This window comes from Neorhizobium galegae (assembly GCF_021391675.1).
GTDB lineage: Bacteria > Pseudomonadota > Alphaproteobacteria > Rhizobiales > Rhizobiaceae > Neorhizobium > Neorhizobium galegae_B.
Map to the genome: position 1 here is coordinate 2,028,044 of NZ_CP090095.1, position 16,606 is coordinate 2,044,649.

At 63.5% G+C, this 16,606-nt stretch carries 16 protein-coding genes; 6 read left to right on the forward strand and 10 right to left on the reverse strand.

Going from position 1 to position 16,606, the window contains the following annotated elements; translation table 11 throughout:
- Window positions 1–56: 56 nt before the first annotated feature.
- Window positions 57–779, forward strand: a complete 723-nt coding sequence (locus tag LZK81_RS10190; RefSeq protein ID WP_233956131.1) for a DUF2270 domain-containing protein — start codon at window positions 57–59, stop codon at window positions 777–779.
- 19 nt (window positions 780–798) lie between these two features.
- Here the strand turns inward: LZK81_RS10190 and LZK81_RS10195 are convergent, their stop codons facing one another.
- The 4 genes from LZK81_RS10195 to LZK81_RS10210 form a co-directional block, all read right to left on the reverse strand.
- Window positions 799–1,062: an usg protein gene (locus tag LZK81_RS10195; RefSeq protein WP_007764766.1), complete on the reverse strand. Its 264-nt coding sequence runs from the start codon at window positions 1,060–1,062 to the stop codon at window positions 799–801.
- A gap of 151 nt (window positions 1,063–1,213) precedes the next feature.
- Window positions 1,214–2,044, reverse strand: coding sequence for an ABC transporter permease (locus LZK81_RS10200; protein ID WP_233956132.1), 831 nt, complete (start codon window positions 2,042–2,044; stop codon window positions 1,214–1,216).
- Window positions 2,041–2,823 carry an ABC transporter permease gene (locus LZK81_RS10205; protein ID WP_233956133.1) on the reverse strand — a complete coding sequence of 261 codons (783 nt, stop codon included), beginning with the start codon at window positions 2,821–2,823 and terminating at the stop codon, window positions 2,041–2,043. Before LZK81_RS10205 ends, LZK81_RS10200 begins: the two co-directional genes overlap by 4 nt.
- 120 nt (window positions 2,824–2,943) lie before the next feature.
- Complete coding sequence (locus LZK81_RS10210; protein WP_046606355.1) at window positions 2,944–3,723, reverse strand: ABC transporter substrate-binding protein; 780 nt, start codon at window positions 3,721–3,723, stop codon at window positions 2,944–2,946.
- 308 nt (window positions 3,724–4,031) lie between these two features.
- Here LZK81_RS10210 and LZK81_RS10215 point away from each other — a divergent pair, with 308 nt between their 5' ends.
- A complete protein-coding gene (locus LZK81_RS10215; RefSeq protein WP_233956135.1) occupies window positions 4,032–6,431 on the forward strand; it encodes an OmpA family protein in 2,400 nt (799 codons plus the stop codon).
- Window positions 6,432–6,480: 49 nt separating this feature from the next.
- Here LZK81_RS10215 and mobB read toward each other — a convergent pair whose 3' ends face one another.
- The 4 genes from mobB to LZK81_RS10235 form a co-directional block, all read right to left on the reverse strand.
- On the reverse strand, window positions 6,481–6,996 hold the full coding sequence (gene mobB / locus LZK81_RS10220) for a molybdopterin-guanine dinucleotide biosynthesis protein B (protein WP_233956136.1): 516 nt from the start codon (window positions 6,994–6,996) through the stop codon (window positions 6,481–6,483).
- Window positions 6,993–7,631: a molybdenum cofactor guanylyltransferase MobA gene (gene mobA, locus LZK81_RS10225; protein ID WP_233956138.1), complete on the reverse strand. Its 639-nt coding sequence runs from the start codon at window positions 7,629–7,631 to the stop codon at window positions 6,993–6,995. The genes mobB and mobA overlap by 4 nt, the downstream gene beginning before the upstream one ends.
- Complete coding sequence (locus tag LZK81_RS10230) at window positions 7,631–8,857, reverse strand: multidrug effflux MFS transporter (RefSeq protein ID WP_046608844.1); 1,227 nt, start codon at window positions 8,855–8,857, stop codon at window positions 7,631–7,633. The genes mobA and LZK81_RS10230 overlap by 1 nt, the downstream gene beginning before the upstream one ends.
- Before the next feature lie 66 nt (window positions 8,858–8,923).
- The gene (locus LZK81_RS10235) at window positions 8,924–9,829 is read right to left on the reverse strand and encodes a DMT family transporter (protein WP_233956139.1); all 906 of its coding nucleotides are present in this window, start codon (window positions 9,827–9,829) and stop codon (window positions 8,924–8,926) included.
- A 276-nt stretch (window positions 9,830–10,105) separates the two neighbouring features.
- Here LZK81_RS10235 and LZK81_RS10240 point away from each other — a divergent pair, with 276 nt between their 5' ends.
- Window positions 10,106–12,667: a methyl-accepting chemotaxis protein gene (locus tag LZK81_RS10240; RefSeq protein ID WP_233956141.1), complete on the forward strand. Its 2,562-nt coding sequence runs from the start codon at window positions 10,106–10,108 to the stop codon at window positions 12,665–12,667.
- A gap of 105 nt (window positions 12,668–12,772) precedes the next feature.
- On the opposite strand, the gene moaA is transcribed toward LZK81_RS10240, so the two are convergent.
- Window positions 12,773–13,762 carry a GTP 3',8-cyclase MoaA gene (moaA, locus tag LZK81_RS10245; RefSeq protein WP_418936502.1) on the reverse strand — a complete coding sequence of 330 codons (990 nt, stop codon included), beginning with the start codon at window positions 13,760–13,762 and terminating at the stop codon, window positions 12,773–12,775.
- Between the two features lie 220 nt (window positions 13,763–13,982).
- Between moaA and LZK81_RS10250 the strand changes: the two genes are divergently transcribed.
- Complete coding sequence (locus tag LZK81_RS10250) at window positions 13,983–14,357, forward strand: gamma-butyrobetaine hydroxylase-like domain-containing protein (RefSeq protein ID WP_233956144.1); 375 nt, start codon at window positions 13,983–13,985, stop codon at window positions 14,355–14,357.
- Here the strand turns inward: LZK81_RS10250 and LZK81_RS10255 are convergent, their stop codons facing one another.
- The gene (locus LZK81_RS10255; protein WP_046606364.1) at window positions 14,358–14,837 is read right to left on the reverse strand and encodes a MarR family winged helix-turn-helix transcriptional regulator; all 480 of its coding nucleotides are present in this window, start codon (window positions 14,835–14,837) and stop codon (window positions 14,358–14,360) included.
- A gap of 47 nt (window positions 14,838–14,884) precedes the next feature.
- On the opposite strand from LZK81_RS10255, the gene LZK81_RS10260 reads away from it, so the two are divergent.
- Entirely contained in the window at window positions 14,885–15,826 is a 942-nt protein-coding gene (locus LZK81_RS10260) for an alpha/beta hydrolase (RefSeq protein WP_233956146.1), read from the forward strand.
- A gap of 67 nt (window positions 15,827–15,893) precedes the next feature.
- Entirely contained in the window at window positions 15,894–16,502 is a 609-nt protein-coding gene (locus LZK81_RS10265) for a pyridoxamine 5'-phosphate oxidase family protein (protein WP_233956149.1), read from the forward strand.
- Window positions 16,503–16,606 lie beyond the last annotated feature (104 nt).

Below are 16,606 nucleotides of genomic sequence, written 5' to 3' on the forward strand. Positions count from 1 at the left end.
TTCGTTGAAAGGTCAAAGCAGAACGGCTTTTTGAGAACCACCTCCGGGAGAAGGTCATGCCTGCCGATGAGGGCAAGAGCGTGCTGGAGCAGAATGTCGAGCGGCGGGCGCCGTCGCTACCGATGACCTCCGCCGAAAAGGCCAATATGATCATCCACTATTACCGCGGCGAACTCGGGCGGATGACCAGCTGGCGCGACCGCATCGACCGCACCACGAACTGGTCGATCACTGTGGTGGCGGCGCTGCTGTCGGTCTCGCTGTCGACGCCGACGTCACATCACGGCGTGGTTCTGTTTGCGATGCTGCTGATCTCGCTGCTTCTGCTGATCGAAGCACGGCGATACCGCTTCTTCGACGTCTACCGCGCAAGGGTTCGCAAGCTGGAACGCCATTATTTCGCGCAGGCACTTTATCCGCAGGCGGACCTCAAGCCCGACTGGGCGCAGGCGATCGCCACGAGCCTGCGCAATCCCTGTTTCCTGATCAGTTATCGCGAGGCGTTGTTTCGCCGGGTGAGGCGCAATTACGTCTGGATGTACGTCATCCTGCTGATGGCGTGGCTTCTGAAGATCTCGACCCCAAAACTCCTGCCCAACGATACCCAGGCGGATGTCGTCTTTTCGTGGTCGGAGGCGGTCAGCAACGCCGCGCTCGGTCCGTTGCCGGGATGGAGCGTGATTGCGCTCGTCGCGGTCCTTTATGCCGCCGTGATTTTCTCAGCCCTGCATCGCGAGCCGGACGACGGCGAATTCGCCCATGGCGAAGTGCACGTCTGAAACGCGAGGCCGCTGTTCTCTAGTGCAGGATGATCTCGCCCTTTACGGCCCGCCATTCGCTGGCCGAGATCAGCTTGCGATGAACATAGCGGACGGAATGCAGTGGTCCGTCGAGCTTCTCCTGCCAGAATTTGAGAAAGCCGTTCATCTCGGGAAAATCCGGAGCGAGGTCGTAGTTCTGCCAGACATAGCTTTGCAGCAGGGCCGGATGGTCCGGCAGGCGGTAGAAGATCTGGGCGGTCGTCAGCCCGTAGCCTTTCAGCATCATTTCCATTTCAGACATGCAAGCAGTTCCCGTTTGTTGTTTCGAGGTGACGTCGTTGCGTCATTCGATAGGAGAACATGCCATGTTTAACCGAAGCTTTACAATTGCGCCTTAAGAGCACATTTGTGATAATTTTCAGTATGTTAGCAGCTATGATTTCCGAGTGCTGCTAACGCTTCAGATGGCGCGTCAGGCGCGCCTCGATGAAGGCCCAGAGGTGCCGCAGCGCTTCGACGATGGCGAGATAGAAGATCGCCGCCCATAGATAGCTCTGGTAGTCGAACGTGCGGGAGAAGGCATAGCGCGTCTCGCCCATCAGGTCGTAGACGGTGACGATCGCGACGACGGCCGATCCCTTGATCAGCAGCACGATCTCGTTGCCGTAAGGGCGCAGTGCGACGATCAGCGCCTGCGGCAGGATGACCTTGCGGAAGGCGTTGCGTTTCGAAAGGCCGAGCGCGGCCGCGCCTTCGTGCTGGCCGCGCGGCACGCTTTCGATTGCGCCGCGCAGGATCTCCGCCTGATAGGCGGCGGTGTTGAGCGTCAACGAGAAGAGGCCGCAATACCAGGCCTCGCGAAAAAACCACCAGAGGCCGACGGATTCGAGTTGCGGTTTGAAGCTGCCGAGCCCGTAATAGATCATAAACAGCTGGGCGAGCAGCGGCGTGCTTCGGAATACGTAGACATAAGCATAGGCGATGCCGTTCAGTGCCTTGTTTCTCGACATCCGTGCGAAGGCGATCGGGGCCGACAGGACGGCACCGAGGACGACGGCGAGGCCGACCAGCGAGATGGTGGTCCAGAGGCCGTGGAGGTAACGGGGACCGTAGCGTAGGAATTTGTCCTCGTTCCAGCCATTGATCATCATGAAGGCCAGCGCGATCGCAAGGGCCGCCCACACCACCAGCACGACGATGCCAGCAATGCGCGCCGGCGCCAGCGGTTTGTCGATCAGGGCCGGAGGCGCGCGGGGCGGGATCAGTTCCTTGACGTAACTCATCGATGCCCCTCAGAACGTTTCGCCCAGCGTTCGATGAAGCCCAGGCCGACGGACGAGATCATCGCGAGGATCAGATAGAGCAGGCAGGCTATGCCGTAGAAGAAGAAGGCTTCCTTGCTGACGCGCGCCGCGATGCCGGTCTGGCGCAGGATGTCGGCAAGTCCGATGACCGAGACATAGGACGTGTCCTTCAAGAGGATCAGCCAGAGATTGGTGAGGCCGGGCAGCGCGATGCGGATGAGCTGCGGCAGGATGACGAGAAGCATGGTGCGCGAGCGGTGGAGACCGAGCGCGTCGCCTGCCTCGTACTGGCCACGCGGGATCGCCCTGAACGCCGACAGCAGGACCTCGGAGGAATAGGACGAGAAGACGACGGCGAGCGCCGCCATGCCCGCGAAAAAGGCATTGATCTCGACGCGCCCGTCGTACCCGAAAGAGGCGAGCACCGCCTGGATGAGGATCTGCATGCCGTAATAGACGATGAACAGGGTGAGCAGTTCCGGCAGGCCACGGAAGATCGTCGTGTAGATGCCGGCGGCAAGCCTCAGCAACTTGTCCTCCGACTGCGCCGCCAGTGCGATCAGGAAGCCGATGACCAGCCCGACGGGCAGGGTGGCGAGGGCGAGCGTGATCGTCACCTTGACGCCGAAGGCGATCTCGTCGCCCCAGCCGGCCTCGCCGCAGGCAACGATGCTACCGGAACCGAAGAGTGAAAAAAGCCCGACAGGCCCGCAAAGCGGGTCAAGCGCCGAAAAGAGGGCGGAAAAGAATCCGCTCATAAGGTCGTTTTCCCCTGCGGCCTTTTTGTCTGCCGCTTTTGTCTTGTGTTGACGCCATTAAAAAGAAAAACGGCGGAAGGGCAAGCCTCCCGCCGCGCGGTAACCGGGTTCTCCGGTCGATTACTGGCCGTAGGCGTCGAAATCGAAATACTTGTCGTTGATGGCCTTGTACTTGCCGTTGGCGCGGATCGCGACGATCGCGGCCGAGAACTTGTCGGCGAGCGCCGTTTCGCCCTTGCGGACCGCAATGCCCGCACCTTCGCCGTTGATCTCGACGTCGATCGGCAGCGGCGACAGGATCTTGCAGCACTTGCCGGCATCCGACTTGATCCACTGCGACAGCACGACGATATCGTCAATGACGGCATCGATGCGGCCATTGGTGATGTCGAGCTTGTATTCGTCAGCTGTGGGATACAGCTTCAGCTCCGAGTCGGGCATATGCTTTTCGGCATAGTTCGAATGGGTGGTGGAGCCCTGCGCGCCGATCGTCTTGCCCTTGAGGCCGGCGGCGGTCGCTTCCTTGATCGGCGAATCCTTCGGGACGGCGATGGCCGGCGGCGTGTTGTAATACTTCTTCGAGAAGGCGACCTGCTCCTTCCGCTCGGGGGTGATCGACATGGAAGCAACGATCGCATCGAATTTCTTCGACTGCAGCGCCGGAATGATGCCGTCCCAGTCATTGGTGACGAAGGTGCAAGTGACCTTCATCTCGTCGCAAAGCGCCTTGGCGATATCGACGTCGAAGCCGGTGAGCTGACCGTTGGCTTCCAGGTTGTTGAAGGGCGGGTAGGCGCCTTCGGTGCCGATCACGAGTTTCTCCTGCGCCATCGCCGAACCGGCGAAAAGCGACAGGGCGGCGATCGAGGCGGCAGCAAGGAATCGGGTGGAAATGTTCATGTTGATCCTCTCTGTTGGCAACCTGCGGTGTTGGTCTTTTTCGGCCGCAGGGAGACGGGGCACGCATACAGGCGGGCTCCGAGTGGATTTTTAGATACCTGCTCGGGAAAAATTGCAACGGCATTTTACGTGCACGTCTGGTAGCCATCAGCTGATGAACAACACATTCATGCGAGGTTCAGGCCATCCGCAACAGGCTGCAACGGAACCATTTTGGTGCAATTCAGTTGAGCCGCCGCGTAAGTCTGCCGAAAAAGGCAATAAAGGACGCGCATGAAAGGGATGACACCCTAGAAGAGGAAATGTCCATGTCGAAAAAATTCAGACTGTTCGCCAGTGTCGCAGCACCTTTCGTGTCGCTGCCGCTGATGCTTCAGCCGGCCGGTGCTGTCCCCCTGAAACCCGCTATGGAGACGAGACCCGCCGTTGAGGCCGCCCGGATGCAGGGCGTCGTCGAAGTCCAGCAGCAGATCATCGTCCCTCCGGAAGGGCAGGAAGGCGAGGGGCGTCCGCGCCGCAAGCCGCAGCAGGAGAAGCAGCAGGAGAAGCAGCAGGCCCCGGCCGAACGGCCGCAGGCCCCGCCCCAGGCCCAGCAGCAGGAACAGCCGCAGCGCCAGCGCAAGGCCGAGCCGGAAGCCGCCCCCCGTGAGGCCGCTCCGCGCGAAGCTGCACCTCGCCAGGTGCCGCAGGCCGAGCGTCCGGCAGCCGAGGCGCCCGCGCAGGAACGTCCGCGCCGTCAGCAGCAGGAGACCGGTCAGGGGCAAGGCGGAAACGACGCCCAGCCGCGCCGCCAGCGCGAACAGGCGACACCCCAGACCGAGCAGCCGGCTGCAAAGGAGGCCCAGCAGCCGAAGGCAGCTCCCGCAGAAAAGCAGGCCGAAACGCCGAAGCCGGAACGGCCAGCAACCAATCGCGCCGCTACCCCGGAAGCAGCACCCGAGGCTCCCGTGCGCCGCGACGCCCAGCAGCCGAAAGCTGCGCCGGCCGAGAAGCAGGCCGAAACCCCCAAGCCGCAGCCACCTGCCACCAATCGTGCCGCGACGCCGGAAGCGACACCTGAAAAGCCGGCCAGCGGCAATGCCCAGCAGCCCAAGGCAGCTCCCGCTGAAAAGCAGGCCGAAACACCAAAGCCGACACAGCCACCGGCTACCGATCGCGCCACGGCTCCGGGAGCAGCACCTGAAAATCCGGCTCGCGGCAATGCAACCGGCCAGGCGCCGGGTCAGGTCCCCGGACAGGCTCCGGGCACCGGAACCGCGCAGGACAGGCGCAACCAGCAGCCGCCGGTAAATGGCCAGGCCGCTCCGGGCCAGCCGCCTGCCGGAGAGACGCCGCGCCGTCAGACCACCGAAGGACAGCCAGCGGCGCCTACGGGCCAGCAGGTGCCGGGCCAGCCGCAAGGCCAGCAGGCAACTGGAGCACCGGCCACCCAGCCGACCGCGCCCCAGACGGCGACCACGCCTCAGCAGGTCGAACGCGCCAAGGAGCTTGCGAAGGATCCGGCCGCGGCCAAGAGCGGCGAGCAGGTCGTACTGCCCGTTCAGAACGGTGCCGCCGTGCTCGACAGCGCCAAGGAGGCGCCTTCTGCACGTCCGCCGCGGGATGGAGAGCGTCCGCGCCGTCAAGCTCCGCAGCAGGCCGACCAGCAGCAGCAGCTTGCACCGCCGAAATCCGATGCCGAGGCCCAGAGCGGCACCCGCGCCACCCGCGAGCAGCAGCAGGAGTTTCGCCAGCTGTCCGAAGAGCGTGGCCAGCGCCTCGACCGTCGGCCGGATTTCGACCGCCCCCAGGGCTGGGACTTCCGCGACACTGCCGGCCGGGACGGGAATCGGGACCGCAACGGTCGTGATCGCGACCGGGATGGCGGCCGTGTGATCATCTCGATCGACAACCAATCCGTCGTTCGTCATGACGACAGTCGTCGTTTCTACAACGATCGCGACCGGGCGCCGCAATACGAGCAGCTCCGCGACGGCCGGGTACGTGAGGTCATCGTGCGCGACGACGGCACGCGGATCGTCACCGTCCGCAACAGCTATGGCGAGATCGTCCAGCGCTCGCGTATCGTCAGGGGCGGCGAGGAATACGTCCTCTATTATTCGCCGGAGCTGATGGATAACCGCCGCGGCCGCGACTACGTCTGGCGCGATCCGGGCGACGACCTGCCGCCGATGCGGCTGAGCGTACCGCTCGACAACTACATCATCGACACCTCGACCGAGCCGGACCGGGATTATTACGAGTTCCTGGAACAGCCGCCGGTCGAGCGGGTCGAGCGGGTCTATTCGATGGACGAAGTGCGCTACTCCGCCCGCATCCGGGACAAGGTGCCGCGTATCGACCTGGATACGGTCACGTTTGCCACCGGCAGTGCCGAAATCCCGATGAACCAGGCGAGTTCGCTGCGCAAGGTCGCCGACGCGATCAGCAAGGTTCTGAAGCGGGATCCTTCCGAAACCTTCCTGATCGAAGGTCATACGGATGCCGTCGGTGCCGACGACAGCAATCTCGTCCTCTCCGACGAACGCGCCGAAAGCGTTGCCCGGGTGCTGACCGACGCATTCGGCATCCCGCCGGAAAACCTGGCGACGCAGGGTTACGGCGAACGTTACCTCAAGGTCCGCACCGACGGTCCGCAGCAGGAAAACCGCCGCGTCACCGTGCGCCGCATCACCCCGCTGGTCAAACCGGTCGCGGCGAACCAGTAAACGGTTTCGGGTACCTCAAGCCAAGCCGCCGGATCGATCCGGCGGCTTTTTATTTGTCGGGAAGCCCCGTCAGCTCGGCGATGAAATCGGCAATCGCGTTCGTATCGTCGAGGTCGAAGACCGGGATTGTGGCATCCGGGACCGGATGGTCTGCGGCGATGGCGACGATGTGGGGATCGCTGGGCGCCAGCGGTTCGCGGTTGCTCGCGTCGAGGCGGCGGGCCTCGATCTTCGGGACAGGTTCGCGTTTGTAGCCCTCGATCAACACCAGATCGCAGGGGGCAAGGCGGGAGAGGATTTCCTCGAAGCTCGGCTCCGGCGCACCGCGCAACTCGTGCATGATCGCAAAGCGGGTACCGGAAACGATCGCCACCTCGTGAGCGCCGGCGGCGCGGTGGCGGAAGGAATCGGCCCCCACCTTGTCGATGTCGAAATCGTGGTGCGCGTGCTTGATCGTCGAGATCGCGTAGCCGCGGCGGGTGAATTCCGCCACCAGCCGCACCGCCAGGCCCGTCTTGCCGGAATTTTTCCAGCCGGAAATGCCGAAGACGCGGGGAGGGCTCATGAAAGCTCCTCGGCGTAACGACGCGCCTCTTGAAGATCCTCGGGCGTGTTGATGTTGAAGAAGGGATCGAGCAGCCCTTGCTGCGTCTCGACCATCGGGAATTCGACGGTCACCGTATGGTGATGATCCAGGAGCGCCTTGATCCGACGGTTGTCCGGATCGGAGAGCCAGGTTTGCAGATCGCCGGCGATGGAAATCGGCCAGAGCCCGAAGACCGGATGATCGCGGCCGTCGGAGGCGGCGATGACGATCGCGTTCGGATCGTCCGCCTCAGCCTCGAGCCGGCGCACGAGATCGGCGGGCACAAAGGGGCTGTCGGAGGGGACGGTGAGGAGATGGGTTGCTTGAACGCCGCGGGCCTGGATGTCATGCAGGCCGGCGAGCACGCCGGCAAGCGGGCCGATCTGGCCGGGAACCAGGTCCGGCAGCAGGCGCAAGCCGAGCGGATTGGGAAACTCCATGGGCGCGTTGAGGGTGATTTCCGAGATCTGGGGCAGGAGCCGCCGCACCACATGGCCGAGGATCGTATCGCCGCCGATGGTGAGAAAGGCCTTGTCGGTGCCCATGCGGCTCGATTTGCCGCCGGCAAGGACGAGGCCCGGAGGCCGGATGGGAGGAGCGGCGGGCGTGGTCATCAGTCCTCGTCCTTCGTCGGGATCGCGCCTTCGCGGCGGTCGATCTGCCGGACATAGGCGGTGGCGACGAGCGCCAGGATGGTCGTGACGCCCATGACGACGAGAAGCGGCATGGCGCCACTCTCTTCCTTGAGCAACGCCGCGGCAAGTGTCGACAGCGCGGCGCCGCCGCCCACGGTGATCGCGCCGCCGAGGCCGGAAGCGGAGCCGGCGAGGTGCGGCCGCACGCTGACGATGCCGGCATTCGAGCTCGGCAGGGTGAGGCCGTTGCCGACGCCGGTCAGCGCCAGGGGCCCGAAGAAGGCGAGCGGCCAGGGCGCTTCCGCGACAAGGAACCCGGCGGTGATGAGAACGCCGACAAGGCTGACCAGGCTGCCGGAGATCATCATGGTCATCGTGCCGAATTGGCGGGTATAGCGGCCTGAAATGAAGTTGCCGATCATGTAGCCGGCCGCGATCAGGAAGAACTGCACGCCGAGCATGGTGGGCGACAGATGATAGATCGCCGTGCCGACGAAGGGCGCGCCGCCGAGGAACGAGAAGAACACGCCCGACGAGAAGGTCGACGTAAACGTATAGCCCCAGAAACGCCGCGAGCGGAAAAGGTCCGGCCAGCTGCGGAATTGGGCGGTGAAGCTGGCGGCCGGCGCGTGGTTCGTTTCGCCGAGATCGGTGAGGACGAGCGTCAGGGTCAACAGGCCGAGGCCGAGCATCAACGCGAAATTCGCCTCCCAGCCGAACATGTCGTTGAGCGCGCCGCCGATCGTCGGGCTGATCATCGGCACCAACGACATGCCCATGGTCACATAGGCGATCATCGAGGCGGCGCTCTCCATCGGCACCGTATCGCGGATAATCGCGCGCGGCAGGACGAAACCCGCGACCACCGCGGTCTGCAGCAGCCTTCCGATCATGAAGACGGTGACGTTTGCGGCCATCAGGCAGATCACCGTGCCGACCAGCATGATCAGGATGCTGCCGATCATCACGCGGCGGCGGCCGAACAGGTCGGAAAGCGGACCGAGCACCAGCTGCAGCAAGGCGGTGCCGGCGATATAACCGGAGACGGCGAGCTGCATGACGGCATAGTCGGTGCCGAAATGGGTCGCCATGGCGGAAAGCGACGGCAGGAAGACATTGAGCGAGAGGGCGGCAAGTCCGGCGCAGACGACAAGCGTCAGGATATGGGGCGGGGTTCGTCTATCCAGAAATCGGCTTTGCTGCACGTCGTCTTGTCCTTTCACGCCTGCCTTTCGGCCCTTCCACCTAGGCCCCTCCACTCCGGCTCTTCCTCAGGCCGGCGGGGCGGCAACTGCCTTGTCGGTGGCAATGCCCTGCCGCTTGCGTTCGCGATAGAAGGTATAAAGCCCGGAACCGATAACGACTGCCGCGCCCACGAGCATATAGGCGTCCGGACGTTCGCCGAAGGCGAAAATGCCGATGACCAGGGCCCAGAGCAGGCTGGTATAGCGGAAGGGCGCGATGAAGGAGATTTCCCCCGTTCGCATCCCCTGGATGACCGCCTGGTAGCCCGCGAACACCAGCACGGACGCAATTGCCAGATGTCCCAGCGCATAGCCGCTGACCGGCTGCCAGCCGCCCATCGGCACGATCAGGATCGCCCCGAGAACCGTATTGGCGAGGGACGTGAAGAACGTCAGCGTCAACGAAGGGATGTCTGCCTGGATGCGCTTGGTGGTGAGATCGCGGCATGCCGTGCAGCAGCAGGCGATGACGGCGAGCAGGGCTGCCGGCGTGAAGCCTTCCGGGCCCGGGCGAATGATGATGAGCACGCCGAGGAAACCGACGCCGATCGCCGTCCAGCGTCGCCAGCCGACCGGCTCGCCCAGGAAAAGCGCCGCCCCCAACGTCACGGCAAGCGGCAGCGCCTGCATGATCGACGACATGGCGGCAAATTCAATATGGGCAAGTGCCGAGAGGAAGGTCAGGGTGGCGCCAAGCTCGAATAAGGTGCGCAGTAGCACCAGCGGATGCATGACCGCCTTGGCCGACAGGGTCACGCCCATGTAGCGTGCCACGCAGTAGATCAGCACCGTCGCCATGACGCCGCGCACGGCCACGATCTGGGGGATGCTGAGCTCCGAGGTGACCGACTTGACCAGCGCATCGTTGCAGGTGAAAGCCGCCATGGCGAGCGACATGAACAACGCGCCCCGCGAATTTTCAGACCATGCCATCTGCGAGATTCCTCCGGTACCGGGTCTCTTAAAGCAACGGCTTACGCGTCACCAGCCCGATTGCCTCCCGGGCGGTACTCTTTTGGGTAGCGGCGGGAAATTCCGATATCCGATACAGTGTAATAAAACGAAATGTAAGGGTCCCGAATTAACCCTTGTTCAACCGAATTTGACGATTCTGAACCCATTCATTCCCGCATGAAGCTGGGATCGTGCCGTTGCCGTTCGCGATGCCGCAGACGCGAAAGCCGCATCTGGTTTGAACTTGGGGGGAAAATGTCTTTCATCGATCGTCTTCTTCAGAGCCGCAGGATCGTCACCAAGGTCCTTCTTTTCGTCATCCCGCTGGTCCTTTTGATCGCCGGGGTCGGCCTTGCGGGTTATTATACGGCCAGCATGCTGAACGGTCATATGACGGTGACGCGGGCGACGATCGAGAACATCGGCGATTTCGAAAATCTCCAGGCGGTTCTCCAGGAATTCAATGGCAAGCCCGACAATGCGTCGCTTGCGGCCCTGAAGTCGGCCATCGACAAGCAGGAGAGCGGCGTCCGCGTGCTCGGCGGGCTGCTCGTGACGGCCGGGGACCGCGAGCGCATCGCCGTGGTGACCGGGCTTGCGCCCAAGATGCGCGCCGATACGGACGTGCTCTGGAAGATAAAGCAGAGGCGCGACGAAAACGCCGCAGCGCTCGACGACAGCATCGACAATGTCCGCACCGTTGCGACAGGGGTTTCCGATCAGGTTGCCAACGTCCGCAAGCAGTTCGAAGGCAAGGAAAAGTTCGCCAAGGGCATGGTTCTGGAAGCCTATGCCTACAAGGCGATCGCCGAACAGATCGGCGAGCTTCGCAATTCCGTCAAGGAGACCGGTACCGACGACGGCGCGATCGGCACCGCCGACATGTATCTCGGCATTCTGGACAAGACCTTCCAGGAGGTTCAGGCCTTCCTCACCCCGAACGGCATCAAGCAGCTGAAGCCGATCAACGACGCGATCGGTGCTCTTGCCGCCACCATCAAGGGCAATCAGGACGTTCCGGAAAAGGCGAGGGCGGTGCGCGACACTGTCGCCGGAATGGAGAAATTCCAGGCCAAGATGGAAGCGGAAGTCACCAGCAAGGCCGGCAATGCGGCCAGCCGTTTCGCCAACATCGAAGGTGAGGTTGCCAGCCTGCGCACGCTCCTCGACCGCAGTGCCGAATCGCTGCGCCTGATCGACGCCATGCAGCTCTACGTCGAGCGGTTGCGCGCCAACCAGACGGAGGAGGCGCGCAAGGTCGTCCTCGACGTCATGGCAAAGCTGAAGGCTGCCAGTGCGGAAGTTTCCGAACTTGCCAGAAATCCGGCAATGCGCGAGTTCTCGACGACGCTTCAGCCCCGCCTGAAATCGATCGAGGAGGATACCGCCAAGCTTCTGTCCATCGCCGCCGACTGGAAAAAGGCGCGCGCCGCCGCCGGCGAAACTCTGACGGGCGGCATGGCCGGCCTCAAGAATTTCGTGGCCCAGGCCCAGGAGGTCGGCAAGGAAGACAGCGAACGTTCCGCCCAGTTTTCGCTCATCGCCATGGTGGTCGGCACGCTGCTTGCCATTGCCGGCGGCCTGATGCTGGTGGAAACGCTGCGCGGCCCGCTGCGTCGCGTCACCGAAGTGATGAAGCGGCTCGCTGACGGCGATCTCGAGGTCAAGATCGAAGGCCGCGAACGTGGCGACGAAATCGGCGACATGGTTCGCTCGGTCACCGTCTTTCGCGATGCCGCAGTCGAAAACGTCCGTCTCGAGCAGGATGCCGCGGCAGCCCGCGAGCTCTCGACCGCCGAGTCCGAGCGCCGCGCCTCCGAGCGTGCCCGCATTGCCGGCGAGCAGCGCCAGGCGCTGACCGCACTCAACGACATGCTCGGCAAACTTGCCGAGGGCGACCTCGAGCGCAGCATGGACGAAAACCTGCCGGAAGACTTCATCGAGATGGCGCGTACCTACAACCAGGCTGTCGAGGCGCTCCGTGCCACGCTCGCCGACGTGCGCTCGACCGCCGAAGAAATCGACGGCGGCACCGGCAATCTCGCCGCTTCGGCGGACGATCTTGCCCGCCGCACGGAACAGCAGGCGGCAGCGCTCGAACAGAGCTCGCGCGCATTGCGCCATCTGAGCGAAATCGTCCGTTCGACGGCCGAAAGCGCCAAGCAGACATCCGTGTCGGTCAACGAGACGGAAGATTTCGCGGTCCGCTCCGGCGAAGTCGTGTCTCGCGCGGTCGATGCCATGGGCGAGATCAGCCGCTCCTCGAACAAGATCGCGACGATCATCGGCGTCATCGACGAGATCGCGTTCCAGACCAACCTGCTGGCGCTGAATGCCGGCGTCGAGGCGGCCCGTGCCGGCGAGGCAGGCCGCGGCTTTGCGGTCGTCGCCCAGGAAGTCCGCGAACTGGCGCAGCGTTGCGCCGGTGCTGCCCGCGAAATCAAGGGCCTCATCTCGGCAAGCTCGACACAGGTCAGCAACGGCGTGCATCTGGTCGAGGAGACCGGGACGGCACTTACCGAGATCATCACGCACATCACCGATGTCCGCAAACTGGTGTCCCAGATTTCGGCGGCGACCGGCGAGCAGTCGACCGGCATCAACGAAGTCACCAAGGCGGTGCAGGAGGTCGAGCTGATCACCCAGCGCAACGCGGCGATGGTCGAGGAAAACAACGCCGAGATCCACGGCCTGCGCAGGCGGGTGGAAATGCTGTCGCAAAAGATCGAGCGCTTCAAGACGCGCGATCCGAACCTCAACTTCCATGCTGGCGCCAACGAACGCCGGGGCGGCTTTCGCCGCAGCGACGCTGCCTGAAGCTACGCCTCACATGCTTTAAAAGCCGGGACGCGAGTTCCGGCTTTTTTGTTGGGCGTCTAAAACGAAAGAGGCGAGGTCACGAAGGCGGGGCCGGTGCGGATATCACCCGCCGGTGACGCTCATGTGGCGGGCGACGGCGGGGCGTTTGTGGGTGCGATCGATGATGAAATCGTGGCCCTTGGGCTTGCGGGTGATCGCTTCGTCGATCGCGGCTGACAGGTAGCCGTCGCTTTCGGAGGCGCGCAGCGCGGTGCGCAGGTCGGCCGCGTCGTTCTGGCCGAGGCACATGTAGAGCGTGCCGGTGCAGGTGAGACGCACGCGGTTGCAGCTCTCGCAGAAATTATGGGTCATCGGCGTGATGAAACCCAAGCGGCCGCCGGTTTCCTGAACTTCGACATAGCGGGCAGGGCCACCGGTCTTGTAGGGGATCTCGGTCAGCGTGAACTGTTTTTCGAGATCGGCGCGCAGCTTGGAGAGCGGCAGATACTGGTCGGTACGGTCCTCGTCGATCTCGCCCATCGGCATGGTCTCGATGACCGTCATGTCCATGCCGCGGCCATGCGCGAAACGCAGCATGTCGGCGATCTCGAATTCGTTGAAGTCCTTCAGCGCCACGGCGTTGAGCTTGATCTTCAGCCCGGCCTTCTGGGCGGCGTCGATGCCTTCCATGACCTTGTGGTAATCGCCCCAGCGGGTGATCGCCTTGAATTTCTCGGGGTTCAGCGTGTCGAGCGAGACATTGATGCGGCGCACGCCGCTGTCGTAGAGCTCGTCGGCATATTTTGCGAGCTGTGATCCGTTGGTCGTCAGCGTCAGTTCGTCGAGAGCGCCGGCCTTGACGTGCTGGCCGAGCTCGCGCACCAGAAACATGATGTTCTTGCGTACCAGCGGCTCGCCACCCGTAAGGCGAATCTTACGAACGCCCTTGGAAATGAAGGCGGAACAGAGCCGGTTGAGCTCCTCCAGCGTCAGCAGGTCCTTTTTCGGCAGGAAGGTCATGTTTTCCGCCATGCAATAAGTGCAGCGGAAATCGCAGCGGTCGGTGACCGAGACGCGCAGATAGGTTACGGCACGGCCGAACGGATCGATCATCGGCGCCTTGTCGGCGATGATCGGCGCTGCGCCTCCAACCGGTCCTGCGAAACTGTTCACGTGATAATCTCCCTTACCCGGAAAGTGGGGGTTTCGAGCCGTCGCGTCAAGTGTATGACATCGATCCAGATAGTACAGCGACGGACGCAAAACCGCTTGCGGCGAAACGCCGTAACTCATAATCCTCCGCCAGGCATATGACAATCGGGAGCCTGAAAGCATGAGCGACATCTGGCCGACGGAACTGCGGGTCTCCAAGGACCGCCACACGCTGAACGTTACCTTCAGCGACGGCGCGGCGTTTCCGGTGCCGGCCGAAACGATGCGCGTGCTCTCGCCTTCGGCGGAGGTGCAGGGGCATGGTCCCGGCCAGAAGGTCACCGTGCCCGGCAAGCGCAATGTCGGCGTCGCGGCGATCACGCCGGCCGGCAATTATGCGGTGCGAATCCGCTTCGACGACGGCCACGACAGCGGCATCTTCACCTGGCCTTACCTGCGCGAACTGGGCGAGCACGGAGCCGAGCTGTTTGCCGACTATGAGCGCGATCTCACAGAGAAGGGCCTCTCGCGCGATCCGCCGCAACGGACGCGGTGATCACACCGGTTCGCGGCTGTCCTCCCGGATCTCCGACTGCAGGGTGACGATCAGCCGCTCCATGGATTCCGCCATCGCCATGCATTGATCCAGCGGCTCGGAGGACAGCGTCCGCTCGATCAGCGCCGTCTGGATTGCCATCGCCTTTTCCGTCACCGAGCGGCCTTCCCGGGTCAGGTATAGGCGCAGCACGCGCTTGTCCTTCGTGTCGCCGCGCCGCTCGATCAGCCCGCGCTTTTCCATCTGCGGCAGCGCCATGCTCATGTTGGAACGCCCGACCAGCAGTTTGTGGGCGAGCTCCTGCTGGGAGATCCCCTCGAACCGGTAGAGATTGATCAGGATGTCTAGATGCGGCGGCTTGATATCGAGTTCGGTAAGCTCGCGGGTCAGCACGGTTTGCATCAACTGGCAGGCGCGGGCGACGGCAATCCAACTGCGAAAACGCGGATGATCCCAGGGGAGGGATTGATTTTTGTTCATCGTTGTACTTTATTGTTCAATATTGAACATTATCGGGTTTTCTCACTATGTCATCCTTTGCACTCAAGGTCACCCGTTTCGCGTTTGCCGTCCCCGGACGGCTTTTCCCCGATACCGCGGCCAGGCTCGCCTTTCGGCTCTTCTGCCTGACACCCTCGCGCCGTCCTAGAGGCGGCAAGGCTCTGGCGATGGAGAAAGAGGGACGCGAACGGCTCTCGACCGCCCAGAAGATCCCGCTCACCGTCGGAAGCTCGACGGTGATGGCCTATCGCTTCAACGGCGACGGCAAGCCCGGCCGGCCCCGTTACCTGGTCGTGCACGGCTGGGGCTCCAATGCCGCCTATATCGCCGCGCTGCCGGCGGGCCTGGCCGAAAACGGCGCCGAGGTCGTAGTGCTCGATTTTCCCGGCCACGGCCTTTCCAGCGGCCGCAGCCTCAACATGCGCCAGGCCGTCGAAGCGATCGTTGCGGCGGAGAACCGGTTCGGCCATTTCGATGCGGCCGTCGGTCACTCGTTCGGCGGTGCGAGCATGATGCTCGCCGCCGGCGGGGTGATGAAGGAAGTCGGGGCGATCTCTCCGTCGAAACTGGTGGTTATCGGCGCGCCGAGCCATATCCATTGGCTGTTCGACGATTTTTCGCGGATGGTCGGCCTGCCGCCGCGCGTCAAGGCGCAGCTGATCCGGCGGGCGGAAAAGGTAGCCGGCGCCTCGCTCGACGACTTCGACACGGTGGCAAGCGCCGCGCGGTTGGGGACGCCCCTGCTGGTCGTGCATGCCGAGGAGGACAAGGAGGTCGCCGCCGACCACGCCCGCCGTTTCGAGGGGCTTGCCACAGCACGGCTCGAATGGGCGAACGGGCTCGGGCATCGCCGCATCGTCAGCGACCGCGGCGTGATTGAGACCATTGCCGCCTTCCTGACGAACGATGGCCGGCCGCTGCGCGAAACCTCCATTGTCGCCAAGCCCGGCAACGACGCCGCTGCTTGATCCACAGGGGACGTCATCATAGTGTCGCCCGCGCGGGCTAAGGCCCGCCGATACCGAAGGGGCAACCATGACCATCATCACATCCGTCGAGCAACTGAAGGCGATCTATGACGGCGTCTCGGAAGCGTCGCTCGCCAAGGTGACGAAGACGCTGACCCCGGAATACCGACAGATGATCGAGGCCTCGCCTTTCCTCGCATTCGCGACGGTGGGGCCGGACGGGCTGGACTGCTCGCCGCGCGGCGATCTCGGCGGGGCGGTGCGTATCGAGGACGATTCGACGCTGCTTCTGCCCGACTGGCGCGGCAACAACCGTATCGATTCGCTGATCAATATCGTGCGCGACCCGCGCGTGGCTTTGATGTTTCTCGTGCCCGGCTCGAACACGGCGATGCGCGTCAACGGCCGCGCCGTGATCTCGGTGGAGCCCGCGCTGCTCGAAAGCTTCGAGATGGACGGCCGGCATCCGCGCAGCGTCACCGTGATCACCGTAAACGAGGTCTATTTCCAGTGCGCCCGCGCCCTGATGCGCGCCGAACTCTGGAACCCGGAGCATTTCGTTGATCCGAAGAGCCTGCCGACGCCCGGAACGCTGCTGAAGGCGGCCAAGGCCGACTTCGACAAGGAGACCTACGACCGGGAATGGCCGGAGCGCGCCGCCAAGACCATGTGGTAGACACCGCGCCAGCGTTTTTTCGTGAAGAAGAGGTCGATCGCGGCGTCCTCATGGACATTTCCAGCGCTCAGGGCGACAATCGAATCGACCCGCCATAGGGGACG